The organism is Microbacterium sp. NPDC058342 (genome assembly GCF_042723935.1).
Lineage (GTDB): Bacteria > Actinomycetota > Actinomycetes > Actinomycetales > Microbacteriaceae > Microbacterium.
Genome location: NZ_JBHXID010000001.1, coordinates 99,070 through 124,298, shown reverse-complemented (window position 1 = coordinate 124,298; position 25,229 = coordinate 99,070). Strand labels below are relative to the sequence as shown.

At 69.7% G+C, this 25,229-nt stretch carries 24 protein-coding genes, 1 tRNA gene and 1 pseudogene; 15 read left to right on the top strand and 11 right to left on the bottom strand.

From position 1 onward, the window contains the following. Positions 1 to 59: 59 nt before the first annotated feature. On the bottom strand, positions 60 to 1,319 hold the full coding sequence (locus ACFWHT_RS00565) for a glycosyl hydrolase family 18 protein (RefSeq protein ID WP_378824465.1): 1,260 nt from the start codon (positions 1,317 to 1,319) through the stop codon (positions 60 to 62). Between the two features lie 154 nt (positions 1,320 to 1,473). On the opposite strand from ACFWHT_RS00565, the gene ACFWHT_RS00560 reads away from it, so the two are divergent. Further along, positions 1,474 to 2,235 (top strand): alpha/beta fold hydrolase, encoded by a 762-nt coding sequence (locus ACFWHT_RS00560; RefSeq protein ID WP_378824463.1) that lies wholly within the window; start codon positions 1,474 to 1,476, stop codon positions 2,233 to 2,235. 28 nt (positions 2,236 to 2,263) lie between these two features. Here the strand turns inward: ACFWHT_RS00560 and mnhG are convergent, their stop codons facing one another. Genes mnhG through ACFWHT_RS00530 form a run of 6 tightly spaced genes read right to left on the bottom strand, consistent with a single transcriptional unit; the run spans position 2,264 to position 8,585 of the window. Continuing rightward, positions 2,264 to 2,662, bottom strand: coding sequence for a monovalent cation/H(+) antiporter subunit G (gene mnhG / locus ACFWHT_RS00555; protein ID WP_378824461.1), 399 nt, complete (start codon positions 2,660 to 2,662; stop codon positions 2,264 to 2,266). Beyond that, positions 2,659 to 2,928 carry a monovalent cation/H+ antiporter complex subunit F gene (locus tag ACFWHT_RS00550; RefSeq protein ID WP_378824459.1) on the bottom strand — a complete coding sequence of 90 codons (270 nt, stop codon included), beginning with the start codon at positions 2,926 to 2,928 and terminating at the stop codon, positions 2,659 to 2,661. Before ACFWHT_RS00550 ends, mnhG begins: the two co-directional genes overlap by 4 nt. Next, the gene (locus ACFWHT_RS00545) at positions 2,925 to 3,548 is read right to left on the bottom strand and encodes a Na+/H+ antiporter subunit E (protein WP_378824456.1); all 624 of its coding nucleotides are present in this window, start codon (positions 3,546 to 3,548) and stop codon (positions 2,925 to 2,927) included. The genes ACFWHT_RS00550 and ACFWHT_RS00545 overlap by 4 nt, the downstream gene beginning before the upstream one ends. After that, the gene (locus ACFWHT_RS00540; RefSeq protein ID WP_378824455.1) at positions 3,545 to 5,098 is read right to left on the bottom strand and encodes a Na+/H+ antiporter subunit D; all 1,554 of its coding nucleotides are present in this window, start codon (positions 5,096 to 5,098) and stop codon (positions 3,545 to 3,547) included. Before ACFWHT_RS00540 ends, ACFWHT_RS00545 begins: the two co-directional genes overlap by 4 nt. Further along, positions 5,095 to 5,661 carry a Na(+)/H(+) antiporter subunit C gene (locus tag ACFWHT_RS00535; protein WP_378824454.1) on the bottom strand — a complete coding sequence of 189 codons (567 nt, stop codon included), beginning with the start codon at positions 5,659 to 5,661 and terminating at the stop codon, positions 5,095 to 5,097. The genes ACFWHT_RS00540 and ACFWHT_RS00535 overlap by 4 nt, the downstream gene beginning before the upstream one ends. Then, a complete protein-coding gene (locus tag ACFWHT_RS00530; RefSeq protein WP_378824453.1) occupies positions 5,661 to 8,585 on the bottom strand; it encodes a Na+/H+ antiporter subunit A in 2,925 nt (974 codons plus the stop codon). Before ACFWHT_RS00530 ends, ACFWHT_RS00535 begins: the two co-directional genes overlap by 1 nt. 98 nt (positions 8,586 to 8,683) lie before the next feature. Here ACFWHT_RS00530 and ACFWHT_RS00525 point away from each other — a divergent pair, with 98 nt between their 5' ends. Next, positions 8,684 to 10,183 carry a hypothetical protein gene (locus ACFWHT_RS00525; protein ID WP_378824452.1) on the top strand — a complete coding sequence of 500 codons (1,500 nt, stop codon included), beginning with the start codon at positions 8,684 to 8,686 and terminating at the stop codon, positions 10,181 to 10,183. 339 nt (positions 10,184 to 10,522) lie between these two features. Here ACFWHT_RS00525 and ACFWHT_RS00520 read toward each other — a convergent pair whose 3' ends face one another. Continuing rightward, on the bottom strand, positions 10,523 to 11,593 hold the full coding sequence (locus ACFWHT_RS00520; RefSeq protein WP_378824451.1) for a LacI family DNA-binding transcriptional regulator: 1,071 nt from the start codon (positions 11,591 to 11,593) through the stop codon (positions 10,523 to 10,525). Between the two features lie 58 nt (positions 11,594 to 11,651). On the opposite strand from ACFWHT_RS00520, the gene ACFWHT_RS00515 reads away from it, so the two are divergent. From ACFWHT_RS00515 to ACFWHT_RS00505, 3 genes are read left to right on the top strand one after another with little or no spacing between them, the layout of a single operon-like run. Next, positions 11,652 to 12,872, top strand: a complete 1,221-nt coding sequence (locus ACFWHT_RS00515; protein WP_378824449.1) for an MFS transporter — start codon at positions 11,652 to 11,654, stop codon at positions 12,870 to 12,872. Positions 12,873 to 12,881: 9 nt separating this feature from the next. Next, a complete protein-coding gene (nucS, locus tag ACFWHT_RS00510) occupies positions 12,882 to 13,577 on the top strand; it encodes an endonuclease NucS (RefSeq protein WP_378824447.1) in 696 nt (231 codons plus the stop codon). Between the two features lie 36 nt (positions 13,578 to 13,613). Continuing rightward, positions 13,614 to 14,282: an HAD hydrolase-like protein gene (locus ACFWHT_RS00505; RefSeq protein ID WP_378824445.1), complete on the top strand. Its 669-nt coding sequence runs from the start codon at positions 13,614 to 13,616 to the stop codon at positions 14,280 to 14,282. Positions 14,283 to 14,464: 182 nt separating this feature from the next. Here the strand turns inward: ACFWHT_RS00505 and ACFWHT_RS00500 are convergent, their stop codons facing one another. Continuing rightward, a complete protein-coding gene (locus ACFWHT_RS00500; RefSeq protein ID WP_311256060.1) occupies positions 14,465 to 14,671 on the bottom strand; it encodes a cold-shock protein in 207 nt (68 codons plus the stop codon). 681 nt (positions 14,672 to 15,352) lie between these two features. On the opposite strand from ACFWHT_RS00500, the gene ACFWHT_RS00495 reads away from it, so the two are divergent. From ACFWHT_RS00495 to ACFWHT_RS00470, 6 genes are all read left to right on the top strand, one after another. Continuing rightward, positions 15,353 to 15,526, top strand: coding sequence for a CsbD family protein (locus tag ACFWHT_RS00495; RefSeq protein WP_378824444.1), 174 nt, complete (start codon positions 15,353 to 15,355; stop codon positions 15,524 to 15,526). A 133-nt stretch (positions 15,527 to 15,659) separates the two neighbouring features. Beyond that, a complete protein-coding gene (locus ACFWHT_RS00490) occupies positions 15,660 to 16,721 on the top strand; it encodes a YbdK family carboxylate-amine ligase (protein WP_378824442.1) in 1,062 nt (353 codons plus the stop codon). A 35-nt stretch (positions 16,722 to 16,756) separates the two neighbouring features. Further along, a complete protein-coding gene (locus tag ACFWHT_RS00485) occupies positions 16,757 to 17,116 on the top strand; it encodes an ArsR/SmtB family transcription factor (RefSeq protein WP_378824441.1) in 360 nt (119 codons plus the stop codon). Further along, positions 17,113 to 17,808 carry a cation transporter gene (locus tag ACFWHT_RS00480; RefSeq protein ID WP_378824439.1) on the top strand — a complete coding sequence of 232 codons (696 nt, stop codon included), beginning with the start codon at positions 17,113 to 17,115 and terminating at the stop codon, positions 17,806 to 17,808. The genes ACFWHT_RS00485 and ACFWHT_RS00480 overlap by 4 nt, the downstream gene beginning before the upstream one ends. A 46-nt stretch (positions 17,809 to 17,854) precedes the next feature. Next, complete coding sequence (locus tag ACFWHT_RS00475) at positions 17,855 to 18,463, top strand: hypothetical protein (protein ID WP_378824438.1); 609 nt, start codon at positions 17,855 to 17,857, stop codon at positions 18,461 to 18,463. A gap of 163 nt (positions 18,464 to 18,626) precedes the next feature. After that, on the top strand, positions 18,627 to 20,636 hold the full coding sequence (locus ACFWHT_RS00470) for a BCCT family transporter (protein ID WP_378824436.1): 2,010 nt from the start codon (positions 18,627 to 18,629) through the stop codon (positions 20,634 to 20,636). Between the two features lie 64 nt (positions 20,637 to 20,700). Here ACFWHT_RS00470 and ACFWHT_RS00465 read toward each other — a convergent pair. Then, positions 20,701 to 20,781 (bottom strand): annotated as a pseudogene (locus ACFWHT_RS00465) (hypothetical protein); the annotation flags it as partial. A 205-nt stretch (positions 20,782 to 20,986) separates the two neighbouring features. Further along, a tRNA-Leu gene (locus ACFWHT_RS00460) sits at positions 20,987 to 21,070 on the bottom strand. A 243-nt stretch (positions 21,071 to 21,313) separates the two neighbouring features. Between ACFWHT_RS00460 and ACFWHT_RS00455 the strand changes: the two genes are divergently transcribed. From ACFWHT_RS00455 to ACFWHT_RS00440, 4 genes are read left to right on the top strand one after another with little or no spacing between them, the layout of a single operon-like run. Beyond that, on the top strand, positions 21,314 to 22,033 hold the full coding sequence (locus ACFWHT_RS00455) for an FhaA domain-containing protein (RefSeq protein WP_378824434.1): 720 nt from the start codon (positions 21,314 to 21,316) through the stop codon (positions 22,031 to 22,033). After that, positions 22,030 to 22,524: an FHA domain-containing protein gene (locus ACFWHT_RS00450; protein WP_378824432.1), complete on the top strand. Its 495-nt coding sequence runs from the start codon at positions 22,030 to 22,032 to the stop codon at positions 22,522 to 22,524. Before ACFWHT_RS00455 ends, ACFWHT_RS00450 begins: the two co-directional genes overlap by 4 nt. A 15-nt stretch (positions 22,525 to 22,539) precedes the next feature. Then, a complete protein-coding gene (locus ACFWHT_RS00445) occupies positions 22,540 to 23,838 on the top strand; it encodes a PP2C family protein-serine/threonine phosphatase (protein ID WP_378824430.1) in 1,299 nt (432 codons plus the stop codon). Then, complete coding sequence (locus tag ACFWHT_RS00440) at positions 23,835 to 25,217, top strand: FtsW/RodA/SpoVE family cell cycle protein (protein ID WP_378824428.1); 1,383 nt, start codon at positions 23,835 to 23,837, stop codon at positions 25,215 to 25,217. The genes ACFWHT_RS00445 and ACFWHT_RS00440 overlap by 4 nt, the downstream gene beginning before the upstream one ends. Positions 25,218 to 25,229 lie beyond the last annotated feature (12 nt).

Below are 25,229 nucleotides of genomic sequence, written 5' to 3'. Positions count from 1 at the left end.
CTTCCGCCCGCGCACGACGGGACGGAGGGGCAGCCCCCTCCGTCCCGTGACGCGATCGTTCAGGAGCAGGACGTGACGAGCTCCCACGGCCCCCAGGTCTGAGTCCCCGGGGTCTCCCCCTGCGTCCACCACTTCGCGGTGTACTCGGCGCCGTCGTACGTCACGGATGCGCCTCCCGTGTAGACGGCCGTGCTCGACCACGCCGGTGCGCTGCACTCCTCCGGGTCGGTGCCGGGGTCGGGATCCGTTCCGGGATCCGTTCCGGGGTCCGTACCCGGTTCGCCCGAGCCGCTGCCCAGCCGTGCGCCGATGGTGGTCGCGACGTCGTACCCGTTGGTCTTGTCCCAGTTGATCGACCAGGTCATCACACCGCCGATCGGACCGTACGCCCGGGCGGGCGTGAACGCGCCGCAGTTCGTCTGCGACTCCAGGCAGTCCACCGCCCGCACGACGTTGCTCATCGGCTGATAGCCGCCGCCGGCCGCGCTCTGCACGGCGGGCACGCCGATGCCCACCTGGTCGGGGCGAAGCCCCATCTCGAGCTGGATGGCCGACAGAGCCGTGAGGAAGTCGACCGTGCCCTGCGAGTACACCTTCTGGTCGGCGCCGAGCATCGAGCCCGAGTTGTAGTACTGGGTGTTGACGATCGTGAGGATGTCCTTCACGTTCAGCGTGAGCTGGTAGTACGGCTGGGTCGTGGCCTGATAGTCGATGGTCTGCGGCGCCATGGTGAGGATGAATCCGTCACCGGCCTTCGCGCGGAGCTGGTGCAGCGCATCGCTCATGTACTCGGCGTTGATGCCGTGCTCCAGGTCGATGTCGATGCCGTCGAAGCCCCACTCCTGCATGAGCGCGTACGCCGTGTCGGCGAAGTTCCGCGCCTCGGTCGCGTTCGAGACGATCACGTTGCCGCGCTCGCCTCCGACCGACAGCACGATCTTGCGGCCCTCGGCGCGCAGCGCCGCGGCATCCGCCTTGAACTGTGCGTCGGTGTACCCGCCGAGTTCGCCGCTGGCGACGTCGAAGGTGATGCCCCCCGGAGTGCCGGCGAGGTTGTCGGCGAACGCCACCGCGACGAGGTTGTACGCCTCCGGGATCTCGCTCAGCCGCATGGTGGTCGAGCCGTTGTTGAAGTTGTGCCAGTAGCCGGTCAGCCACTGAGGGGTGGAGGCGGATGCCGCGGCCGGTGCCGGGGCGGCATCCGCAGCGTGCGCGAGCGGCGCGGCGAGCAGCGCTCCGCCGATGACGGTCGCGACGGCGGCGACGCCGGCCGCGAGCCGGTGGCGCACGGCGTGCCGGGGTTTCTGAACTCGTTCCACGATGATCTCCTCAAGAGTCGGAATCCGTCACGGTACGCGGGTGGCCGCGGGCACCGCATCCGTGTTCTCCACACTCCGCGGCACCGGATGCGCCGAACAGGCTCCCGGGAGTCCTGAGACCGTGACCGCCTCAGTGCACCGGTACGGTGGAGGGATGCCGGAACGCCTGCTCGCACCCGAGGGGAGCCGCGCCGACATCGGCGAGTTCACGCACGGCGGGGCCACGCTGATCTTCGAGGACTTCGGCTCCGGCGTCCGCCCCCTCGTTCTGCTGCACGGCATCGGGATGGGCCGCAGCGTGTACATCGACCTCATCGAGCGGATGAGCGGGCGGGTGATCGGTATCGATCTGCCCGGCTTCGGCGAGGCGCCCGAGCCCCGCCGCACCCTCACGATGCAGCGCCACGCCGACCTCGTCGCCGCCTGTCTGCGCGACCGCGGGATCACGGATGCCGTGGTGCTCGGCCATTCCATGGGAAGCCAGATCGCCGCCGAGGTCGCCGTGCGGCATCCCGGCGTCGTCGCCGGTCTCGTGCTCGCCGGCCCGACGGTGAACAGCGCCGCGCGCAGCATCCGGGCTCAGGCGGGCTACCTGCTGCTCGACCTGCTCGGCGAACGCCCCCTGGTGCTTTGGCGCGGCGCGCGCGAGTACCTGCGCGGCGGCCCCCACCTGATCCGCAAGATGCGCGCGACCGTGGTGCACGAACCCGAGAAGGTGTATCCGCGGGTGCGGGTGCCGGTGCTGGTCGTGCGCGGCCAGCGCGACCCGCTCGCGCCGATGACCTGGTGCCGCGAGATCGTCGATGCGATGCCGGATGCCCGTTTCGAGGAGATCCCCGACCACGGCCACAGCACGCTGCTCAGCGCCCCGTCGGCCGGGGCCGAGAAGATCCGGGAGTTCATCGCCCGGCTCTGAGGTGCGGCCGGTCGTCCGGATCGCTCGGCTACCCCGCCCCGGGAGGCGTGCGCCGCGATTCGGCGTACTCGTCCACCACCAGCGAGCGCTGCTCGATGGTGCCGTTCCGATAGGCCTGCCGGCCGACCATGTGCGCCGACAGCGGGGCGGTCGCGAACTGCAGCAGGATGACCGGGATCACGATCAGCACGCCGAGCAGCATCGCGCCGACGGTGCGCTGTGCCACGGCGACTGCCAGGCAGATGAGCACCAGCCCGAGCACCTGGGGCTTGGTCGCCGCGTGCAGCCGGCTGGGGACATCGCGGAAGTGCAGCAGCCCCACCGCCGCCGACAGGCACAGGATCGCGCCGAGCAGCACGAGCGCGAACACGATGATGTCGGCCACCGGCTGCGGCAGCGTCAGTTCGAAGAAGGACGCGACGGTCATGATGTCGTGTTGTCCCTTCTGGCCACGTAGCGGGCCACGGAGATCGACCCGAACACGCTGACCGCCGCGATGATCAGCATCACCGGAATGTTCCGGGTGTGCCCGTTCAGCGCCATGTCGGCACCCAGCACGCACATGACCTCGGTGAGCAGGACGTCGGAGGCCACCGTGCGGTCGAGGATCGAGGGCCCGCGGATGATCCGGACCACGCACAGGATCGCGGCGATGCCGAACACCACCATGATCGCGACGAGAAGGACGTTCATCGGGCACCGCCCCTCGTCTCGCGGCCCTCGCTCAGCGCGTCGACCTTCGCGGCATCCCGGCCGCGGTTCAGGTCGGCCTTGAGCGCCGCGTACTGCTGCGGCGTGCCCACCGCCCGCACGATGCGTCTCTCCCACCGCAGCACATCGTCACGGAAGCGGTCGACGTCGGCGCGGCTGCGCACGCCGATCACGTGCAGGTAGAGCACACGGCGGTCGCGGTCGCTCTCGACGACCAGCGATCCGGGGATGAGCGACGCGGTGACCGCCACATGGGTCGTCACGATGTCATCCGCGTATCGCAGGGGGATCTCGATGATGGCCGCTCCGGGCTGGCGTCGCAGATCGAACACCTGCAGGGTCACGCTGACCGCGCCGGCCACGACGGCACCCAGGAACAGCACGATGAACACCAGGGTGTACCAGAGGTTCACTCGGCCGACGAGCTCGACCGTGGGCAGGCGGAAGACGCGGGTCACGAAGATCGCGACGAGGATGCCGGTGACCAGGGCGAGCGGCGTGAACTGGTGCCACAGCAGCACCCACAGCAGCACCAGCCACAGCATGAACGGCACCTGCAGCAGGATGTCGCGCAGCAGGCCGCGCTTCGACTCGGGGGTCATTCGACCTCCTCGTCGATCTGCTGAAGGGTGATCGGCTGCAGCAGCCCCGCGCCGATCCGGTCGCACAGGGCGTACAGAGGCCCCGCGAAGACGGTGAGCGCGAGCGTGACGACGACCATCCCGCCGGTGGCCACGGTCATGATCGACGGGATGCGGCGCGTCTCCTGCTGCATGTCGGCGGCGGGAGCGTTGCCGAGATAGCCGACACGTCCGTCGATCTCTCCGAGCTCGTCCCCCTCCCGCCAGAAGGCGAGGTTCCATGCGCGCATCAGCGCGTACAGAGTGAGCAGCGAGGTGAGGATGCCGCCGAAGATCAGCACGATCATGAGCGACGTGCCCACTGCTGCCGCCGACTCGAACAGGGCGATCTTGCCGATGAAGCCCGAGAACGGCGGCAGTCCGCCGAGATTGATGGCCGGCACGAAGTACAGCACCGCCAGCAGCGGTGCGGCCTTCATCAGTCCGCTCACCCGCAGGATCGACGTGCTCCCGGCCTTGCGCTCGATGAGGCCCACGGCGAGGAACAGGGTGGTCTGCACGACGATGTGGTGCACGATGTAGTACACCGTGGCGCCGATGGCCTCTTCGGTGGCGATCGCCAGGCCGAAGATCATGTACCCGACATGACTGACCAGCGTAAACGACAGGATGCGCTTGAGCTCGGCCTGCGCGACGGCGCCGAGCACGCCGATGACCAGCGTCGCCAGTGCCACGATCTGCAGCAGCGTGTCGATGCTGTTCTCGGCGAACAGCTGCGTCTCGGTGCGGATCAGCGCGTACACGCCCACCTTGGTCAGCAGGCCGGCGAAGACCGCGGTGACGGGCGCCGGAGCGGTGGGGTACGAGTCGGGCAGCCAGAACGACACCGGGAAGATCGCGGCTTTGATGCCGAACGCGATCAGGAGCATGAGGTGCAGCACGAGCTGCGTCTCCTGGGGCAGCTGCGCGACCCGCTCGGCCACCTGTGCCATGTTCACGGTGCCGACAGCGCCGTAGATCATGGCGATCGCCGCCAGGAACAGGATCGACGAGACCAGCGAGACGACGATGTACACCGCGCCCGTGCGGATGCGCGACTCGGTGCTCCCGAGCGTGATGAGCACGTATGACGCGACCAGCAGGATCTCGAAGCCGACGTAGAGGTTGAACAGATCCCCCGCGATGAACGCGTCGAAGATGCCGGCGGCCAGGATCAGGTAGGTCGGGTTGAAGATCGAGATCGGCGTCTCCTCGATCCCGTCGGCCGCTCCCTGGCCGATCGAGAAGAGCAGCACCGCCAGCAGCACGATGCTCGAGACGAGGACCAGCAGCGCCGCGAACCGGTCGACGTACAGCACGATGCCGAACGGCACCGGCCAGCCGCCGACGGACACCGCGAACGGCGTGTCAGCGGCATCCACGGCGACCAGCAGCACGGCGGCGATGATCGAGACCGATGCCAGCGTCCCGGCGGTGACGACCATCTGCAGGCGCGGATTGCGACCGAAGACCAGGGTGACGGCGGCTCCCAGCAGGGGCAGCATCACGATGAGGGGCACGAGAGCGCTCACGAGCGGTCCGCCCCGTCGTCGATGGTCGTTCCCGTCGGAGAGCCCGCCGAGACGTCCGCGACGTCCGCGACGTCCACCGGCGCATCGTCCTGGATGGCCGGATGGTCGCGCATGTGCAGCACCGTGATCGGGGCGGTCGCCGTGCCGACGAAGTCGGTGGTGGCCTCTTCCTCCTCCGGCGTCGACTCGTCGTCGAAGAGCTCCTCCTCGGCATCCGTGCGCTCGCGCAGCGCGATGTCGGCCTCGTCGTCCTCGACGGTGTCGGCCTGGCCGAGCTGCCAGGAGCGGTAGATGAGGGCGAGCAGGAACGCCGACACCGCGAAGGTGATCACGATGGCCGTCAGGGTGAGCGCCTGCGGCAGCGGGTCGCTGACGTCGCCCTCCTCGCCGAAGAACGGCGCTTTGCCCGGCACCCCCATCACGACCAGCAGCAGCAGGTTGGTGGCGTTGCCCAGCAGCAGGAATCCGATGAGCACACGGGTCAGGCTGCGCTCCATCATGGCGTAGACGCCGCAGGCGAAGAGCACCGCCATGATCACGATCAGGGTCAGCGAGACGTCCATCAGACGCGCACCCCCCTGCTCCGGACCTGCGTGGCCTGGCGATCGACCTCGGCGCCCAGGCTGCGCAGCACATCGAGGACCAGTCCGATCACGACGAGGTACACCCCGACGTCGAAGACCGTCGACGAGACGAACTCGAGGTGGCCGAGGAAGGGGACCTCCGCCTCCCACACGGTGCTCTCCAGCGGCGCCATGCCGAAGAACATCGGCAGCAGGGCGGCGCCCACCGCGAGCACCAGGCCGAAGCCGAGCAGGCGGCCGGCATCCGTCGGCGCCGCCGCGCCCAGCTCCCAGCGACCGCCGGCGATGTACCGCATGACCAGCGCCATGCCCGCCACGAGCCCCCCGGCGAAGCCGCCCCCCGGCCCGTTGTGCCCGGCGAAGAGCAGGTAGATGGACACGACGATGATCGTGTGGAACAGCACCCGCACGATCACCTCCAGCAGGATCGAGCGGTCCTCGGCCTTGATCCGCTGTCCGCTCACCAGCCAGGCACGCGGCGCTCCGCGGTTCTCGGCGGTCTGGAACCGCAGCCCCTCGTCGGTCTCGACCAGCGGCCGACGCGCGGTCGCACGGCGCTTGGTCTGGGGCAGGTCGCGGGTGGCCGAGAGCAGGTCGGCCCGGTGGGTGACGAAGACGAGGGATGCCACGCCCGTCGCTGCGAGCACCAGCACGCTGAGCTCGCCCATGGTGTCCCAGCCGCGCAGGTCGACGAGCGCGACGTTCACCACGTTCTTGCCGTGCCCGAGCTCGTAGGCGAGCTGGGGGAAGTCGAGGGAGATCGGGTCGAAGATGCGCGCCTGGGTCGCGATGATCGCGACGAACGCCATCGTCACGCCCACACCGATCGCGAGGATCGCCCGGGGGGCCCGGCCCACAGAGGCGTTGTGCTCGCCCATCCGCGACGGCAGCCGGCGCAGCACCAGGGCGAAGGTCACCATGGTCACCGTCTCGACGAGGATCTGCGTGAGCGCCAGGTCGGGGGCGCCGCTGGTGGCGAAGAGCACGACCATGCCGAGCCCGGTCACCGAGACGAGCACGACCCCCGTGTAGCGCTTGCGCGCCCGCACCGCCACGATCGCGGCGATCGCCATCACCGGAGCCACGACGATCTGCACCGGCGTGTGCCAGGCCGACAGCGAGATCCGCTCCGGTGCCGCCGCGACCAGTGCGGTCGCCTCGGCCGCGAGCAGCACGATGAAGATCGTGCCCACGTACAGCGGGAGCGAGCCTCGCTGGGTCAGGCTCGTGGTGAGCACGGAGAGGCGGTCCACGCCGCGCATGCTGAAGAAGTAGACGTCGGCCGCGGTGAAGCGCAGCAGGCGGGGTCGACGATCCCACCCGAAGCGGATGCTGAGCACGAACACGCCGATGCCGAGCAGGATCGCCCCGATCGACAGGAGCAGCGCGGGCTCCAGACCGTGCCACAGCGCCAGGTGGCCGACCTGCCCGAGAGCGGGATCGAAGGTCGCGGCGTAGCCCTGCAGGGCGACGTCCAGCGCCGGCGCTCCGATTCCGGCGGCGATGCTGAGTCCGGCGAGGATGATCGGCGAGGCCAGGAATCCGACCGGCGGATCGGGCCATGCCGTCTGCGGCATAGAGGAGCCGGCGGCATCCTTCTTCCGCCAGAAGGCCCCCCAGAGGAACCGGCATCCGTACGCGGCGGTCAGCACCGCACCGAGGGTCACGCCCGCGAGCGCGACCCATCCCCACACGCTGCCGTGCTGGGCGTCCTCCAGCAGCGAGGTGAGCGTGGACTCCTTCGCGACATAGCCGATGGTCGGCGCGATGCCCGCCATCGAGGCGACCGAGATGAAGGCGGCTGTCGCCATGACCGGCGCCTGCCGGCCCACGCCGGACAGCTCCGTGATGTCACGCGTGGAGAGCTGGCGGTCGATGACGCCGACGATGAGGAACAGGGCGGATTTGAACAGCGCGTGCCCGATGACCAGTGCCAGGCCGGCGAGCGCGGCGCCGGGCGTGCCGTACCCGATCACGACGGAGAAGAAGCCGAGCTGGCTGACGGTTCCGAAGGCCAGGATCCGCTTGAGGTCGGTCTCGCGCAGCGCCTGGATGCCGCCGAGCAGCATCGTGAAGACGCCGAGGGTGATGACGATGGGCCGCCACGGTGCCGACAGCGCGAAGATCGGGGCGAACCGTGCGATCAGGTAGATGCCGGCCTTCACCATCGCGGCGGCGTGCAGGTAGGCGCTGACCGGTGTGGGGGCGGCCATCGCTCCGGGGAGCCAGAAGTGGAACGGGAACAGCGCGGACTTCGAGATCGCGCCGACCAGCAGCATCACGATCGCGGCGTCGATCACCGCACCGGTGGGTGCGAGTTCGAGCAGCTCCCGGATGCTGGCCGTGCCGGCGTCCACGACGAGCAGGATCACGCCGACGAACATCACCAGTCCGCCGAGAGTGGTCACCAGCAGTGCCTGCAGGGCCGATCGACGGCTGGCGGCACGGCGGCGGTAGTGCCCGATGAGCAGGTAGGACAGGATGCTGGTGAGCTCCCAGAACATCACGAGCATGACGAGATCGTCGGTGAGCACCAGGCCGTACATGGCGCCGGCGAAGCCGAGCAGCACGCCAGCGAACTGGCCGACGCCGGCCGCGTCGTCGTGGAAGTACCAGCGGCAGTAGAGCAGCACGAGGGCGCCCACGCCCGTGACGATGAGGGTCAGGACCCACCCGAGCACGTCCATGCGCATGGACAGATGCAGTCCCAGCTGCGGGATCCACTCGTAGTCCTGGAAGGGAACCGTCTCGGGGTCGAGCACCTCGGGCGTGCGCAGGAGGGTGTGCACGAAGGCGGCGGCCGGGACGAGTGCGCCGAAGACGAATGCCTGTGCTCCGAGCCAGCGGACCAAGACGGGAAGGAGGAGCGACCCGGCCAGGAACACGGCAAGGAGCAACAGCATAAGCGGCTCCTCAAGCTCGTCGAGGCCTTCCGGCACAGGCGGGCGATGTCGGTCCAGTCTACCGGTGCGCGACGGCGGCGGCGTGCGAGAGTTGACGCATGACGCGCGGGGCATGGCGTGAGGCGGCCGGGTGGACGGCTGCTCTGACGGTCGCGGTCATCGTCGTCGGGCAGGTGGCCTCGACGGCGCGCAGCGGGCTGCTGTTCCGCGATGGCGACTCGGTGGTGGTCGCGCTGGCGGCGCGTTCGGTGCTGGAGGGTCAGAGCTGGGACTGGGCCATGTCGAGCGTGCTCTTCCTGCCCGAGCTGGGGGCGTTCATCGCGCTGCGGATGCTGCTGCCCGGGGTGGCGGTCACGACCGTGCTCGCCGTCGGCGCCGTGGTCAACCTGCTCGCACTGTACGGCGCCGTGCGGGTGGCGGCGGGCCGGCGACGGCCGGGCCGGATGCCCGTGGTGCGGTCGGTGCTGGCGCTGGCGGCGTTCGGGCTGCTCGCCGTGACCGAGACGTCGGCGTCCCGCGACGCCCTGGAGCCGGCGTCGCTCCTGCTGACCACCACGTACTACTCCGCGACCGTGATCGGCGCGGTGCTCGCCGCCGGGCTGGTGCGTCGCTGGGCCGACCGACCACGCCCGCTCTCACTGGCCACTCTCGCCATGGTCGCGCTGGTGTGCACCCTGAGCAACCCGATCTTCCTGGCGTGGGCGGTCGCTCCGCTCGCGGCCGTCCTGCTGGCGTCGTCGCACCGCTCGCTGCTCGGCCGCCGGTCGCTGCTGCCGCTGTTCGCCCTGCTGGGCGGCACGGCGATCGGGTTCGGAGCGCGTATTCCCTTCTCGGAATGGATCGCGAACTCCGGCGCCGGATACGCGCAGCCCGCGCTCTGGGCCGAGTCCGCGGGGTACTACGCAGAGCTCGCGGGGGTCCGGTTTTCGACACCGGGCGGTCTCGCGGCCGGCGTCTTCAGCGCTCTGCTTCTCGTGGTCGCCATCCGCCACAGCATCCAGCGCTCCGCCGAACCCGGGGGTCGCGTCCTCGCCGCATTCGCGTGGTTCGCGCCTGTCGCGGTCGTGGCCGGCGCAATCGTGCTCGGCACGCACGCCGCGCGCTACCTGCAGCCGCTCGCCTTCGCCTCCGTGCTCGCGATCGTCGCGCATCCGGTGCGGCTGCGCCTGCCGGCCGCCCGGTTGCGGGCGGTCGTCGCCGCGGCATCCGCCCTGCTTCTGCTCGGCGCGGGGCTGTCGCTGCCGAGGATCGCGGCGGCGGCAGGACAGCCGGATGCCGATGCGCGGTGCGTGGCCGACTGGGTCGACTCCTCCGGCCGCACGGGCGCCGGCCAGTTCTGGACGGTGCGACTGCCGAAACTGCTGCTCGAGGATCCCGCGAGGCTGGTGCAGGTCGACCACACGCTGCGCGGCTATGCCTGGCTGGTGAACCGCACCGACTTCGACGCGGGCGAGGTGACCTTCCTGCTCGAAGACGAGCAGACCAGCCCGTGGGACGTCGCCGGCCTTCCCGAGCCGGAGAGAGTCATCGTGTGCGGGCGCTACCGCATCCTCGACTTCCCGTCGCATCCACTCCCCCTGGGTCCCGCGCGCTCCTGAGCTCGCGTCTGGGTCGCAACACGCCGCATCCCCCGCACCCACACCGCGTGTTGCGCCACATCCAGCACGAGAACGCAGGACGAGAGCGCGAGAGCGCAGCGCTCCTGAGCCCGTTTGGGTCGCAACACGCCGCATCACCCGCGCCCACACCGCGTGTTGCGCCACATCCGGCACGAGAACGCAGCGCTCCTGAGCCCGTTTGGGTCGCAACACGCCGCATCCCCCGCACCCACACCGCGTGTTGCACCACATCCAGCAGGAGAACGCGGCACGAGAACGCAGCGCGAGAGCGCGCCCGCGAGCGGATGCCGGACGCGAGGCCTCGAGGGCCCGAGCGGCTCAGGCGGGCGGGGCGCTCGTCTCGCCGGCGCGGAAGACGCACGAGAAGTGCACCGACTCGCCGCGCTCCCCCGCGATCATGCGCGCGACCTGCTCGCCCGCGGCGCGGCCCTTCGCGACGGCGGGCTGGGCGACGGTCGTCAGCCGCAGCGAGCCGAGGCCGTCGGCGGCGATGCCGTCGAACCCCACCACGCTCAGCTCCAGCGGCACGCGCAGTCCCAGCTCCTCCGCCGCGCGAATCACGCCCACCGCGAGCAGATCGCTCTGCGCCACGATGGCCGTCGGCCGGCTCTCGAGCAGATCGCCGCGGGCATCCGCCAGCAGATTGCGCGCGGCGAGCATGCCCTCATCGATCAGGCTCGCGGCCGCCGTCACGCCGGGGGCATCGGGGTACACGTCGCGGAATCCGGCAAGGCGGTCGAGGGTGACGTCGACCGTCGCTGCGGCCACGCGCTCGGGGGTGATCGGCCCCCGCTCGCGATCGACGTCGAGCGCGAGCGTCACCGTCGCGACCCTCGCATGGCCCAGCCCACGCAGATGCTGTGCGATCTCGGCGCTCGCCTCGCGGTTGTTCAGGGTGATCCGCGGGATCCCCTCCCCCGCGTCGCCCTCGATCACCACGACCGGAAGGCCGCGCTGTCGCACGGTCTCCAGAGCCGCGCGTGTGCGTCCCGAGCATCCGATGAGCACGACGGCGTCCACCGGCGCCTCGGTGATGGGCGGCGCCTCGTCGCCCTGCGGGTCGTCGCGCAGCAGCAGGATGCCGGCGCTGATCGACGCGAGAGCGTCGGAGAGCCCGTCCATCATCGCCGTCGTGACCGGATCGAGAAAGGCATGCCGCAGCTCGCCGCCCAGCACGACTCCGACGATTCCGCTGCGGCCACGCCGCAACGACGCCGCGCGCGGATCCGGCCCGGTGTATCCCAGCGACGCGGCGGCCGCGAGCACCTTCTCCCGCGTGGCGTCGGCCACGTTGACCTTGCCGCTGAACACGACCGACGCCGTCGACGTCGAGACGCCGGCTTCGCGGGCCACGTCCGCGATGGTCGCGCGGCGTGCGGTGCTGCTCATCCTCCGAGGATAGCCCCGACCGGTCACGCGCATCGAATCGATTCGATACGATGGTGCGATGGACACCGCTCTCACCCGGTCGCAGTTCGTGCGCTGGCGCCTCGCGATCTTCGCGATCTTCCTGGCCAGCGGCCTCTCGATCTCGACCTGGGCGTCTCGCGTGCCCAGCATCAAGGACGACCTCACGCTCGACAACGCGCAGGTCGGCCTCATCCTTCTCGGCATGGGCGTCGCGTCGATCATCGGCATCTCCACGGGACCCGCCGTCATGGCGCGCACCGGCGCTCGGCGGGGGATGCTCGTGACCATGCTGGCCTTCGCGACGGGGATCGTGCTCATCGGCCTCGGCTCGACCGTCTTCGTCTCGGTGCCGGTCGTGCTGCTCGGCATGGCGCTGTTCGGGTTCGGCAACGGCAGCGTCGACGTCATGATGAACGTCGAGGCCACCGCCATCGAGCAGCAGATGGGCAAGACCATCCTTCCGGTGTTCCACGCGTTCTTCAGCTTCGGGACGGTGATCGGCGCCGGGATCGGCGCACTCGCCGCCGGCGCAGGACTGTCGGTCGCGACGCACGCCGCGATCATGGGCGCGCTGATTGCCGTGATCGCGGTGACGTGCTTCTTCCAGGTCCCCGTGCGCGAGGCCGCACTCGACGCGGCGGACGAGAAGCCGCACTGGCGCGAGCGGATGCACGTGGCGCTGGAGGCATGGCGCGAACCGCGCACCTACATGCTCGGCGTCGTCATGCTCGGGATGTCGTTCGCCGAAGGCGGCGCGAACGACTGGATCGCACTCGGCGCCGAAGAGGGGCACGGAGCGCCCGCCGGCATGGGCGCGGTCGCCCTCGCGACCTTCTCGGTCGGCATGACCGTCGTGCGGCTGTTCGGCGGGCCGGTCGTCGACCGCTTCGGGCGCGTCCTCGTGCTGCGCCTGCTCGCCGTGACGGCCGCGGCCGGCATCCTGCTGTTCATCCTGGCACCCACACTGCCGCTGGTGCTGCTCGGCGCCGCCCTGTGGGGCGTCGGCGCTTCGCTCGGCTTCCCGATCGGCATGTCGGCGGCAGCCGACGATCCGGCCAAGGCGGCCGCGCGGGTGAGCGCCGCGGCGACCATCGGATACGTCGCCTTCCTGGGCGGGCCTCCCGTGCTCGGCATGATCAGCGCGCACATCGGGCTGCTGAACACCCTGTTCATCCTGGTGGCCCTCGTGATCGCGTCCGGCCTGTTCTCCGGCGCCGCGCGTCCGCTGCGCGCCGACGAGACCACGGCGACGAAGTAGGCTCTTCGGGTGCGTCTCGTCATCGCCCGCTGCTCCGTCGATTACACCGGGCGGCTCAACGCCCATCTGCCCCTCGCCACGCGCCTGCTGGTGCACAAGGGCGACGGCAGCCTGCTCGTGCACTCCGACGGCGGCAGCTACAAGCCGCTGAACTGGATGAGCCCGCCGTGCACCCTGACCCCCGAGATCCCGGGCGAGGAAGAGGCGGGCGCCGGCGTCGTCGAGGTGTGGCGCGTGACGCACCGGAAGACCGGCGATGCCCTGCGCGTGCAGATCTACGAGATCATCCACGACTCGAGCCACGATCTCGGAATCGACCCCGGCCTGCAGAAGGACGGCGTCGAAGCCGACCTGCAGCGCCTGCTCGCCGAGCAGGTGGAGCTCATCAGCGCGGGGGCGACGCTCGTGCGCCGCGAGTACCCGACGGCCATCGGCCCTGTCGACCTGATGGTCCGGGATGCCGGCGGCGCGGCGATCGCCGTGGAGGTCAAGCGCCGCGGCGACATCGACGGGGTGGAGCAGCTCACCCGCTATCTCGAGCTGCTGGGGCGCGATCCGCACCTCGCTCCCGTCAGCGGCGTCTTCGCCGCACAGGAGATCAAACCGCAGGCGCGCGTGCTCGCCGAGGACCGCGGCATCCGCTGCGTCGTGCTCGACTACGAAGGCATGAAGGGCGTCGAGTCCGGGATTCCCCGGTTGTTCTGAGCCGGCCCGCAGTCGCGGCGTCGGTAGGCTGAAGACATGCCCGAATCGCCCTACTCCTGCATTCTCTGGGACGTGGACGGCACCATCGCCGACGCGTCGGCGGGCATCCTGCCGCGCCTGCGTCAGGTGTTCGCCTCGTACGGTCTGCCCGACCCGGATGCGGCGGAGCTGTCGCTGTGGATCGGACCGCCCATGTACGAGTCGTTCCAGCTGCGCGCGGGCATGGACGAGCAGCGCGCGCATGAGGCGGTCTCCCGCTACCGCGAGCTCGCCGCCGCAGACGGCTACGCGGCATCGGTGGATATCTATCCCGGTGTACCGGAGGTGCTTCGGGCGGTGCAGGATGCCGGCATCGCGCAGTCCACGGCCAGTACCAAGCCCGAGAATCAGGTGCGTGCGATCCTCGAGCACCACGGCCTCATCGACGCGTTCGCGGCGATCTCGGGCGCCCGGCCGGGAATCGAGGGACGCTCGGACGGCAAGTCGTTCGTCGTCGGTCAGGCCCTCGAGCGCCTGCGCGCGGCTGGCGTCGACACCTCACGGCCGCTGCTGATCGGCGACCGGCACCATGATGTCGAGGGCGGCGCCGAGCACGGCATCCCCGTCGTCTTCGTCGACTGGGGCTTCGGCGAGCCCGCCGAAGCGGATGCCGCCGCGTTCCGGGCATCCGACCCCGTCGCCCTGAGATCCCTGCTGCTGGGCTGAGCCCGCGCCCGCCCCAGCACGGCATCCGGATGCCGGCTCAGAACACGGATGTCGGCAGGATGCCGGCCTTCCCGCCGACATCCGTCGGTCCCGCCGACATCCGTGTGCGGCGGATGCCCGCACACGCAGAACTCCCCGTCGGCACTGCAGTCGCAGCGGCCGACGGGGAGTCCGCTCCCGCCTCAGATGGGGCGGATGTTCTCAGCCTGCAGGCCCTTGGGGCCCTGCGCCACATCGAACTCGACGCGCTGGTTCTCGTCGAGCGAGCGGTAGCCGGAAGACTGGATTGCGGAGTAGTGCGCGAAGACGTCAGCGCCTCCGTCGTCGGGGGAGATGAAGCCGAAGCCCTTCTCCGAGTTGAACCACTTGACTGTGCCCTGGGTGCTCATTTACTGCCGTTCTGCTGATTGCTACGCCGACGCAGGACGCACCGACTGCGCTAACGCTATCCCAGAGGGCCCCCACGTCAACAGCACCTACCAGAAGGTGACCCAAATGTTGCATCCGAGAAGCGCCCGGGGCAAGAAGTTGGCCCTCACCGCGGGGGGAGCGATGAGGGCCAAAGACGACCGGAGGGTGCGTCAGCGTTCAGCATACACAAATCGGCAATCTTTTGTCCCCCATATGGGGGACAAAACGCGGAATGAGTGTCATGATGAGAAAGGCCCCCTCGCAGAGCACATTGGGGACTGTGCCAACGAGAGGGCCAAGCGCATGCGTGGATCGCCGGGGACTGGGGCCCCCTTCACCGACTGGGGTTCGGTGAGAGACGATCGATTTCCCACCGCGCATGCACTTTCACACTAGAGGAGGGGTGGTCCGAAGTCCACGGCTTCGGGCGCCCCGGGTGTGAAAGGCCTTGAGGGGAGATCAGCAGGCTCGGAGAGGGAACGACAGCACAGCGAGGCCGTTCCTCTCCGAGCCGCGCGGATCCTTCTCGGCCATCCTGCGCGCGGCCTAACCTGCTCCGCTCCGCACTGTCAATCCCCTGGGCCCGATTCGGGCGCGGTGGCACTCTGAGTTGTCCGCAGATGGGCGGTTCACCGCCCTCCTCACGAAGGGAGCGCCACATGGGAGCCATGGACGACGCCAAGCACAACGTCGAGAAGATGGTCGGCAAGGCCAAGGAGGGTATCGGCGACGCGACCGATGACGAGAGCCTCCAGGCCGAGGGCAAGGTCGACCAGGTGAAGGCCGATGCGAAGAAGGTCGGAGACGACGTCAAGGACGCCTTCGACAACTAGCGATCACCGCGTCGCCGACGCGTGACGGTCCGCATCGCGGATCGCCCTGAGCAGGACGGGTGCGCCTCGGTCCCGGATGGGATCGTGGCGCACCCGTCTGTCTCCACGGCGGTTCGCGGGAGAGGAGGAGCGGATGCCGCTCACCACCCGCTTCGGCGTCGAGGAGGAGTTCCTGCTGCTCGACGCCGCCACTCTCGTGCCGGTGTCGGCGCGCGCCTTGCACGACGTCGTGCTCGGCGACGCTCCGGAGGGCGGCAGGCTGACCGCCGAGTTCCTGACCAGCCAGACCGAGGCCGCCACGGAGCCGGTTCCCTCTCGCGGGCGGGCGCAGGTGCAATTGAGCGGCATGCGCCGGATGCTGGCACGGCACGCCCCGGTGGGAACGATCGTCGCGGGGATCGGATCTCCCTTCGCGGTGGCGGGCCCCATGCACATCTCGACCTCACCGCACTACGACGATGTCTCCGACCTGATCGGACGTCTCGCGGCGGAGCACGCCGTGAACGGCCTGCACGTGCACGTGGAGGTGTTCGGCGACGAGGAGCGCGTGCGCGCGCTGAGACGGGTGCGCGAAGCGCTGCCCGTGCTGCTGGCCCTGAGCGTGAACTCACCGTTCGCGGGCGGGCTGCCAGCGGGTCTGGCCAGCTGGCGCAGCATGCTCATCCGCCGTCTGCCCGTGTCGTGGGGTCCTCCGGCGTTCGAAGACGCCGACGGGTATCACCGCGCGGTGGAGCGGCTGCTGGACGCCGGTGCGCTGCCGGCACGCTCGTCGGTGTCGTGGGCGGCGCGGCTGTCCGCGCAGTACGACACGATCGAGGTGCGGGTGGCCGATGCGCAGCTGGACGTGGAGGACACGCTGCTTCAGGCGGCACTCACCCGGGCGATCGTGGTCGCCGACGACGATGACCCCGCCGTGACGCCGGCGGAGGAGCTCGACGCCTCGCTGTGGCTCGCGGCCCGACACGGCATGCGTGCCCGCCTGCTCCGGGCGGACGGGCCCGCCGAGCCCGCCTGGGCGGCGGTGGAGCGGATGCTGTCTCGCATCCGTCCGGCCCTGGACGAGCTGGGCGACGCGGAGTTCGTCACCGACCGGCTCGCGCGCCTGCGGACCGAGGGCACGGGTTCCGAGCGTCAGCTGCGAGCGCACCGCGAATCCGGAACGGCCGGGCTCGCGTCTCTCGTCGAGGTGCGCTGACGCACACAGGTCAGCATCCGCTGTATAGTCAGCACATGCTGACCATCGCCTCACGGCTCGGCGCCATGAATCGCCTCGGCCGCGCGATGGCGGATGCCACGCGTTCCCGCATCCTGCTTTCGCTGCTCGAGGGACCCGGCTACCCTGCGCGCCTCGCCGAGGAACTCGGGCTGACCCGGACGAACGTCTCGAACCACCTCGCATGCCTGCGCGGCTGCGGGATCGTCGTCGCTGAGCCGGAAGGACGCCGGACGCGCTACGAGATCGCCGATCCGCATCTGGCATCCGCGCTGACGGCCCTGGTGACCGTCACGCTCGCCGTCGACGCCGACGATCCGTGTGTCGACCCGCGGTGCACGCTGTCCGGATGCTGCGACACGGAGGAAGCGGGATGACCATCGCGCTTCGGGGCTCGTCGCGCACCACCCTGCTGCGCCGACGCATTCGGATCATCGTCGCGGTGACGATCACCTGGAACGTCCTCGAAGCCGTCGTCGCCCTGATCGCCGGCGGAGCGGCGTCATCCGCCGCCCTGGTCGGGTTCGGACTCGACTCCATCGTCGAGGTGCTCTCTGCAGCGGCCGTGGCCTGGCAGTTCGCGGCCCCGGATCCTCGGCGCCGCGAGAAGGCGGCCCTGCGGGTGATCGCGGTGTCGTTCTTCGCCCTCGCCGCATACGTGTCGGTCGACGCCCTCCTCTCACTGACCGGCCTGCGGGAGCCGGAGCACGCGCCCATCGGCATCGTCCTCGCCTCGCTGAGCCTGTTGATCATGCCGTTCCTGAGCTGGTTCGAGCGCCGCACCGGGCGCGAGCTCGGCTCCGCCTCGGCGATCGCCGACTCGAAGCAGACGCTCATCTGCAGCTATCTCTCTGCGGCGCTGCTGGTCGGCCTCGTGCTGAACACCCTGCTGGGATGGGCGTGGGCCGACTCGGTCGCCGCACTCGTCATCGCCGGGTTCGCCGTGCGCGAGGGCTTCGAGGCCTGGCGCGGAGACGCCTGCTGCGCGGCCCCGGTGTCGATGCTCACGGGAGAGCGCCCGGCTCCCGCCTGTGCCGATGGATGCTGCGCGACCGGCGGGAACGGTTGACGGTCACCGCGACCGGGAGCGCCGGACGATGGGTGATACTGGCACCATGGCCGTGCGAAACTCAACGACCGCGCTCACCTCGCGCGCGCGGAAGGTCGCGTCCGATCAAGGCTACGGTGCGCTCAGGTCCGCGCATCGGCTGAATCGCGACCACGGCCGTCGCCTGACGATCGCGGTTCTGCTGCTGCCGGTGTGCGCCGTCGTCTTCCTGAGCATGGGATGGCGGAGCTCGCCGTGGAGCCCGGGCTCGTCGTCGGTGGCGGGCCTGATCGCCTCCGGTGGCGCGGGTCTGGTGTTCTTGGTCCTGTCGGTGATCCTCGTCGTCCCGACGCTGCGCAGAGTTCTCTGGGGCGGGGCACGGCTGTTCCTCTTCGAGCACGGTGCCGTCGCGGAACGGCTCGGAAGCCACGCCTACGTCTGGCCGTACGAGAACGCGACCATCCGGTACGTCTGCTGGGAGGAACCCTGGGAGGGGGATTCCCGCGATCGACCGCAGGTGTGGGTCAGGTTCCAGGACGGCGAGCAGATCTGCTTCGACGGATACGGCAGGAAGGACCGCGAGGAGCTGGAGGCCGCGCTGCGGACGCTGGGGCTGAGCACCGAGCCCGAGCGGATCGGCCCGCTCACGGTCACGAAGGCGCCCACGCCGCTCTGAGACCCCTGCGCGGAATCCGATCCCTCCCCGGTTTCCCCGGAAACGCGTGTTCCTCCCGGCCTTCGGCCCCCGCATCCTTCTACCGTCGAGACAGTGACCGCTACACGCGTCGGATCGCGTGCGTCCGATCCACGGATGCGCGGACCGCGCCGGGAGAACTGCGATGACCGACAGGACCCGCGACACAGACCCCTCCGACCCGCGCCCCGCGCCGAAGTCGTCACCGAAGACGATCCTGAAAGAGGTGACGCACCCGGCCCTCATCCCCGGGATCGGAGTCGAGGACACGCCCCGGGTGTTCAGCACGAACTGGGCGGTGTTCGGCATCGCGGGAGTCCTCGTACTCGGCGTCGTGATCTGGGGATTCGCCGCTCCGGAGAACATCAGCGCCGTGGGCGCGGCATCCCTGAGCTGGGTGACGCAGAACTTCGGGTGGCTGTTCTCGATGCTCGCCGTGGCGACCATCGCCTTCATGTTCGTGGTCGGCTACGGCCGCACCGGTGGCATCCGACTCGGGGCCGACGACGAGTCGCCGGAGTTCTCCACGGTGTCGTGGATCGCCATGCTGTTCTCGGCGGGCATGGGCATCGGCCTGCTCTTCTGGGGTCCGGCCGAGCCGCTGACGTACTTCACCGACGTGCCTCCCGGCTTCACCGCTGAGGCGGGCAGCAGGGATGCGATGCTGACGGCCCTGGCACAGTCGATCCTGCACTGGGGACCGATGGCGTGGGCGTTCTACGCACTCGTCGGCGGGGCCATCGCCTACGCGGCGTACCGGCGCGGCCGGGCGCCGCTGATCTCTGCGATCTTCCGGCCCATCTTCGGCGAGCGCACCGAGGGGTGGATCGGCGCGGTCATCGACGTCTTCGCGATCATCGTCACTCTGTTCGGCACCGGCGTCACGCTCGGCATGGGGACTCTGCAGATCGCCAGCGGAATCGAGGTCGTCTCCGGAGCGGGTCCGCTGGGCAACACCGCGCTGATCGCGATCATCACCATCCTGACCGCCGCGTTCGTCGTCTCGGCCGTCTCGGGCATCAAGCGCGGCATCCGGGCACTGTCGAACATCAACATGGTCGTGGCGGGGATCATCGGGTTGTTCATCTTCATCGCCGGGCCCACCCTGTTCCTGTTGAACATGATCCCGGCAAGCGTCTCGGCGTTCTTCGGCGAGCTGTGGACGATGCTCAGCAGGAATCCCGCACAGAGCGACGACGCGGCGGCCTTCATGGCCAGCTGGACGAACTACTACTGGGCGTGGTGGATCTCGTGGACCCCGTTCGTCGGCATGTTCATCGCGAAGATCTCCCGTGGCCGCACTCTGCGCGAGTTCGTGACCGTCGTGATCGTCGTCCCCTCGGCGGTGTGCATCGTGTGGTTCGGGATCATGGGAGGCACGACCATGCTGCTCGAGTCGCAGACCGGTGAGATCGCGGCGGCCGGCTCACCCGAGGCGATCCTCTTCGCCGTGTTCAGCGAGCTGCCCTTCGGCGTCGTGCTCTCGGTGCTGGCGATGATCTCGATCGTGCTGTTCTTCGTCACCTCCGCCGATTCGGCGGCGATCGTCATGGGCTCGATGAGCCAGCGGGGCAGGCCGGAGCCCTCCAGCTGGGTGACGATCACCTGGGGCGTGCTGCTGGGAGCGGCCGCTCTCGCCCTGCTGCTCGCGGGCGGAGAGACGGCGCTTTCGGGCCTGCAGTCGATCATGGTCGTCTCGGCGCTGCCGTTCGCCGTCATCGTGATCGGCGTCATGATCTCGTGGGCGAAGGAGCTGAACACCGATCCGTACATGCTCCGGCGCCGGTACGCACGGGCGGCGATCGCTCAGGGCGTGCGTCGCGGCATCGCCGAGCACGGCGACGACTTCGTGTTCGGAGCGACGGAGGTCGCCGCCGACGAGGGCGCCGGCGCGGGGATCGACACCGACGATCCCGCGCTGACGGAGTGGTACGAGACGGCGACCGAGCAGATCCCGATCGTCACCGCGGTGGACGTCACCCGCACCCTCGAGCCGGGGCGCATCCAGCCCAAGGGTCCCGACGATCCGACGCACACGGCATCCGGCGACGCGTCGCTGACCGTGGGCGAGGACCGCCGGGAGACTCGGCGGCGTCGGCGGGATGCCGGCGACGGACCCCCGACGGCGCCGGAGCCGGACGACACGGGCGGCTGATCAGGCGCGCGAGCAGCTGCCGCTCTTCGTACCGGAAGTGGCTCTCCATGATCGCGGAGACGCCTTCGAGGTGTCGTTCCACCTCATCGGCCGAGGCGGACCGCTGCACCGCCGCTTCGAGCTCTCCGATGAGCTGGTCGATCATCGAATGATCCTGCTCCAGGCTCCTCAGCACCGGAGCCAGGTCGGGATGCGCCGCCTCGATCGCTCCTTCTGGTCCGACGCCTCCATGTCTGACACTGCCTGCCACCGACACGCGACGCTGCACCCAGCCTACGCCGGAATCCCGGCCGGTGAGGTCTGCGGAGACGACGAGGGCCCCGGCTGACACCGGGGCCCTCGTCATTCTGTGCGCGAGGGGGGACTTGAACCCCCACGCCCTTGCGAGCACTGGCACCTGAAGCCAGCGCGTCTACCTATTCCGCCACTCGCGCATGTCGTGCTCCGAAGAACTCAACCTGCCAAGGTTATCACGTGCGCGCGGGCGCTCCGAACACGGCCGGCAGGCGGGCATCCGGCGGCGACACAGCGCTTTCCGCCCGACATCGCGCACCCGCAGCCGTCTCGTGCGAGAGGTGGATTCTCACCGCGTCGGCGCCGAAACCGACGCGCGACAGGCGGACATTCAGCGGGTCTGGCTACGATGGCCCTACCGGTCGGCATGCCAGAGGAACCTCGTGGGACTACTTGACAGCTTTGAGAAGGGTCTCGAACGCGCTGTGAACAGCGCTTTCGCGAAGACCTTCCGCAGCGGCATCCAGCCCGTCGAGATCGCCTCGGCCCTGCGCCGCGAGGCGGACACCAAGGCGGCTGTCGTCAGCCGCGAGCGCATCATCACGCCCAGCGACTACCTCGTGCGGCTCAGCCCCGACGACCACGAGCGGATGCGGGGGCTCGGCCATGCCCTCAACGACGAGCTGTTCGCCCTGCTCACCAAGCATGCCCGCACCCAGGGCTACAGTTTCTCGGGCCCGTTGCACATCTCGCTCGAGGCCGACGAGCGCGTCGCCACGGGCACGGTGCGGGTGAACTCCTCGTCGGTGGAGAGCGCGGTCACCTGGGAGGGCGTCATCGAGGTCGACGGACACCGGCACACCCTCACCAGCGCCCGCACCGTGATCGGGCGCGGCAGCGATGCCGGGATCACGATCTCGGATGCCGGCTCGAGCCGGCGGCACGCCGAGGTCCTCTGGGACGGCGAGCGCGCCATGCTCCGCGACCTCGGCTCCACCAACGGCACCAAGGTCGACGGGCAGAAGGTGCGCGAGGCCGCACTGGCCCCCGACACGTCGTTCACGATCGGCCGCACCGAACTGGTGTTCCGCGTCGTGCCGGTCACGAACCCCGGATCGGGTCCGTCTTCGGGCTCAGGCAACCGGAAGGGGACCCTGCGATGAGCGAGCTCGTGCTGCTGGTGCTGCGCATCGGCTTCCTGGTGCTGCTGTGGTTCTTCGTGTTCGGCGTGGTGTACTCGCTGCGCGCCGACCTGTTCGGCGTGCGCGTGCGCAAGATGCCCGCCGGCGAGGCGGCAGCGGCGGCTCCCGTGCAGCGGGCGCCCCAGGCGCCGCGTCCTGCCGCGGCATCCGTCAAGACCGCATCCCGTCTGGTCATCACCTCCGGGCCGAAGGTCGGCCTCGAGGTCCCGCTCGGCACGGCCGATTCCCTCTCCATCGGCCGGTCCAGTGAATCCGGCCTCGTCATCCGCGACGACTACACCTCCAGCCATCACGCTCGTCTCTCGAAGCGCGGAGACATCTGGACCCTGCAGGACCTCGGCTCCACCAACGGCACGTTCCTCGACGGCGAGCGCCTGAGCGAGAAGCCGGTGCAGATCCAGATCGGCACTCCGATCAAGGTGGGCGCGACGACCTTCGAGCTGCGAGCGTAAGGGCACCGCACCGCGATGGTCTTCGAGGGCTCGAGTGCCGCGATCTCCCACACCGGGAAGGTCCGCTCCAACAACCAGGACTCCGGCTATGCCGGTGCGAACCTGTTCGTGGTGGCCGACGGCATGGGCGGACACGCCGGCGGAGACGTCGCATCGACTCTCGCGATCGGCCGCATGGAGGACCTGGACCAGGCCTACGCCTCGACGGATGACGCACAGGCGTCGTTGCAGGCGGCAGCGACGACCGCGGCGGCGGACCTCGTGCGCGCCTCGAAGGAGCGCCCCGAGCTGGCCGGGCTCGGCACCACGCTCAGCGCGATCATCATGGTCGACGATCACGCCGTCATCGGGCACATCGGCGACTCCCGCATCTACCTGTATCGCGACGACGCGCTGACCCAGATCACCACCGACCACACCTTCGTCCAGCGACTCGTCGACTCGGGACGTATCACGCTCGAAGAGGCCCGCTATCACCCGCGCCGCTCGGTGCTCATGCGCGTGCTCAGCGACATGGACATCGCGCCCGACCTCGACATGTTCGTCATGCCGACCCAGCCCGGCGACCGCTGGCTGCTGTGCTCCGACGGGCTCTCCGGCGTCGTCGACGAGTTGCACATCGCCAAGGCCATGCGCCTCGGGCTCGCTCCCGGTCGCACGGCCGACAACCTTCTCAAGCAGGCCCTCGACGGGGGCGCCCCCGACAACGTCACGGTCGTTCTCGTCGATGTGGGCGGCGCGCATCCGCTCTCCTCCGGCACCGGAACCGTCGTCGGCGCGGCATCCAACCCCTCCGACCTGCCCGTTCCCGCCGCACGCACCTCGTTCACGGGCTGGCTGCACCCGGTCCGCCAGGCCGCCAACGAGCCCAGCCACTTCGAACCCGACTCCGATTACTTCGAGGAGATCATCGAAGAGGACCGGCGGCGGCGCACCCGCCGACGCATCGCCTGGCTCGCCGCCCTGCTCGTGGCGGTGCTCGCCCTCACCGGCGGTGGCATCCTCGCCTACAACTGGACCCAGACGCGCTACTTCGTCGGCGCCGATGAGGACAGCGTCGTGATCTACCGCGGGGTGCAGCAGGATCTCGGCCCCATCAAGCTGTCCACCGAGGTGAAGGACACCTTCATCCTGCTCGCCGACCTGCCCTCCTATCAGCGCGCGTCGGTGGAGCGCACCATCAACGCCCGCTCGCTCTCCGACGCCGTCGCCATCACCGAGCGGCTGCGCGCCAGCGCTCTGCCGCCGGTGCCGGTCGAGACCCCGACACCGCAGCCGACTCCCGCCCCCACGACCGAGGAGCCGACGCCATGACCGACGTCAGCGCCGACACCAGCGTCATGAGGGCGCTCAAGAAGATCCGGATGCCGCAGAAGCAGCGCAACCGGGAGTTCTGGCTGCTCCTGTTCGCGCTGGCGGTCTCGGGTGCCTCACTCACCCTGGTGCAGCTGGGTGCGCTCGGCGCGATCGACCCGATCATCCTCCTGATCGGCGGGGGCCTCGCGGTGGTCGTCTTCGCCGTGCACGTGGTGCTACGGGTCGTCGCATCCGACGCCGACCCCTTCGTCCTGCCGATCGCGACGGTGCTGACCGGGCTGGGCATCGCGATGATCCACCGGATCGACATCGCGAAGAACTTCGCCGGGTGGGACGCGTTCTCCACCAAGCAGCTCGCCTGGACGGCGATCTCGCTCGCCGGCGCCATCGCGCTCATCATCGCCCTGCGCAACTACCGTGTGCTCTACCGGTTCACCTACCTCTTCGGCCTGGCCGGCATCGTGCTGCTGATCCTGCCCTTCATTCCCGGCCTCAAGGCCAGCGGCTCGAACGCCGACGTCTGGGTGTCGCTGGGCGGCTTCATCTCGTTCCAGCCGGGTGAGCTCGCCAAGATCTGCCTGGCCGTCTTCTTCGCCGGCTACCTGGTGCGCACCCGCGAGAGCCTGAGCTCGGTCGGCAAGCGGTTCCTCGGCATCACGTGGCCGCGCATGCGCGAGCTCGGGCCCGTGCTCGTGGTGTGGATCATCTCGCTGCTGATCATCGTGCTGCAGCGCGACCTCGGCACCGGCGTGCTCATCTTCGGCATGTTCGTCGCGATGCTGTACGTCGCGACGGGCAAGACCAGCTGGGTGGTGATCGGCCTGGCCGGTGTCGGCATCGGAGCGTTCCTGGCCACCCGGGTGCTCGCCTACGTGCAGCGGCGCTTCACGAACTGGCTCGACGCGTTCAACCCCGACGTCATCAGCGCCCGCGGCGGCAGCTACCAGCTCGTGGAGGGCATCTTCGGCCTCGCACACGGCGGCCTCATCGGCACGGGCTGGGGCCAGGGACGACCGCAGATCACCCCGCTGGCGCACAGCGACTACATCATCCCGAGCCTCGGCGAGGAACTGGGCGTCGTCGGGCTGTTCGCCATCCTCTGCCTCTACATGGTGTTCGTCAGCCGGGGGCTGCGCATCGGGCTGGCAGGGCAGGACGACTTCGGCAAGCTGCTCGCGACCGGCCTGTCGTTCACGCTCGCCCTGCAGGTGTTCATCATGGTCGGCGGCGTGACCCGGGTCATCCCGCTGACCGGACTGACCACGCCGTTCCTCGCGGCCGGCGGATCGTCTCTGGTCGCCAACTGGCTCATCGTCGCGCTACTGCTGCGCATCAGCGACGGCGTGCGCCGTCAGCCCAGAGTGGTGATCGGATGAGGGAGGTGATCG

Excerpts from the sequence above, each read along its gene's own strand:
- ACFWHT_RS00520 (WP_378824451.1), bottom strand. The coding sequence starts at position 11,593 with ATGAGCAGCACCGCACGCCGCGCGACCATCGCGGACGTGGCCCGCGAA.
- ACFWHT_RS00450 (WP_378824432.1), top strand. The coding sequence starts at position 22,030 with ATGAGCGAGCTCGTGCTGCTGGTGCTGCGCATCGGCTTCCTGGTGCTG.
- ACFWHT_RS00480 (WP_378824439.1), top strand. The coding sequence starts at position 17,113 with ATGACCATCGCGCTTCGGGGCTCGTCGCGCACCACCCTGCTGCGCCGA.
- ACFWHT_RS00495 (WP_378824444.1), top strand. The coding sequence starts at position 15,353 with ATGGGAGCCATGGACGACGCCAAGCACAACGTCGAGAAGATGGTCGGC.
- ACFWHT_RS00490 (WP_378824442.1), top strand. The coding sequence starts at position 15,660 with ATGCCGCTCACCACCCGCTTCGGCGTCGAGGAGGAGTTCCTGCTGCTC.
- ACFWHT_RS00500 (WP_311256060.1), bottom strand. The coding sequence starts at position 14,671 with ATGAGCACCCAGGGCACAGTCAAGTGGTTCAACTCGGAGAAGGGCTTC.
- ACFWHT_RS00485 (WP_378824441.1), top strand. The coding sequence starts at position 16,757 with ATGCTGACCATCGCCTCACGGCTCGGCGCCATGAATCGCCTCGGCCGC.
- ACFWHT_RS00470 (WP_378824436.1), top strand. The coding sequence starts at position 18,627 with ATGACCGACAGGACCCGCGACACAGACCCCTCCGACCCGCGCCCCGCG.
- mnhG (WP_378824461.1), bottom strand. The coding sequence starts at position 2,662 with ATGACCGTCGCGTCCTTCTTCGAACTGACGCTGCCGCAGCCGGTGGCC.
- ACFWHT_RS00560 (WP_378824463.1), top strand. The coding sequence starts at position 1,474 with ATGCCGGAACGCCTGCTCGCACCCGAGGGGAGCCGCGCCGACATCGGC.
- ACFWHT_RS00525 (WP_378824452.1), top strand. The coding sequence starts at position 8,684 with ATGACGCGCGGGGCATGGCGTGAGGCGGCCGGGTGGACGGCTGCTCTG.
- ACFWHT_RS00550 (WP_378824459.1), bottom strand. The coding sequence starts at position 2,928 with ATGAACGTCCTTCTCGTCGCGATCATGGTGGTGTTCGGCATCGCCGCG.
- ACFWHT_RS00530 (WP_378824453.1), bottom strand. The coding sequence starts at position 8,585 with ATGCTGTTGCTCCTTGCCGTGTTCCTGGCCGGGTCGCTCCTCCTTCCC.
- ACFWHT_RS00475 (WP_378824438.1), top strand. The coding sequence starts at position 17,855 with ATGGCCGTGCGAAACTCAACGACCGCGCTCACCTCGCGCGCGCGGAAG.
- ACFWHT_RS00545 (WP_378824456.1), bottom strand. The coding sequence starts at position 3,548 with ATGACCCCCGAGTCGAAGCGCGGCCTGCTGCGCGACATCCTGCTGCAG.
- ACFWHT_RS00505 (WP_378824445.1), top strand. The coding sequence starts at position 13,614 with ATGCCCGAATCGCCCTACTCCTGCATTCTCTGGGACGTGGACGGCACC.
- ACFWHT_RS00515 (WP_378824449.1), top strand. The coding sequence starts at position 11,652 with ATGGACACCGCTCTCACCCGGTCGCAGTTCGTGCGCTGGCGCCTCGCG.
- ACFWHT_RS00440 (WP_378824428.1), top strand. The coding sequence starts at position 23,835 with ATGACCGACGTCAGCGCCGACACCAGCGTCATGAGGGCGCTCAAGAAG.
- ACFWHT_RS00535 (WP_378824454.1), bottom strand. The coding sequence starts at position 5,661 with ATGGACGTCTCGCTGACCCTGATCGTGATCATGGCGGTGCTCTTCGCC.
- ACFWHT_RS00445 (WP_378824430.1), top strand. The coding sequence starts at position 22,540 with ATGGTCTTCGAGGGCTCGAGTGCCGCGATCTCCCACACCGGGAAGGTC.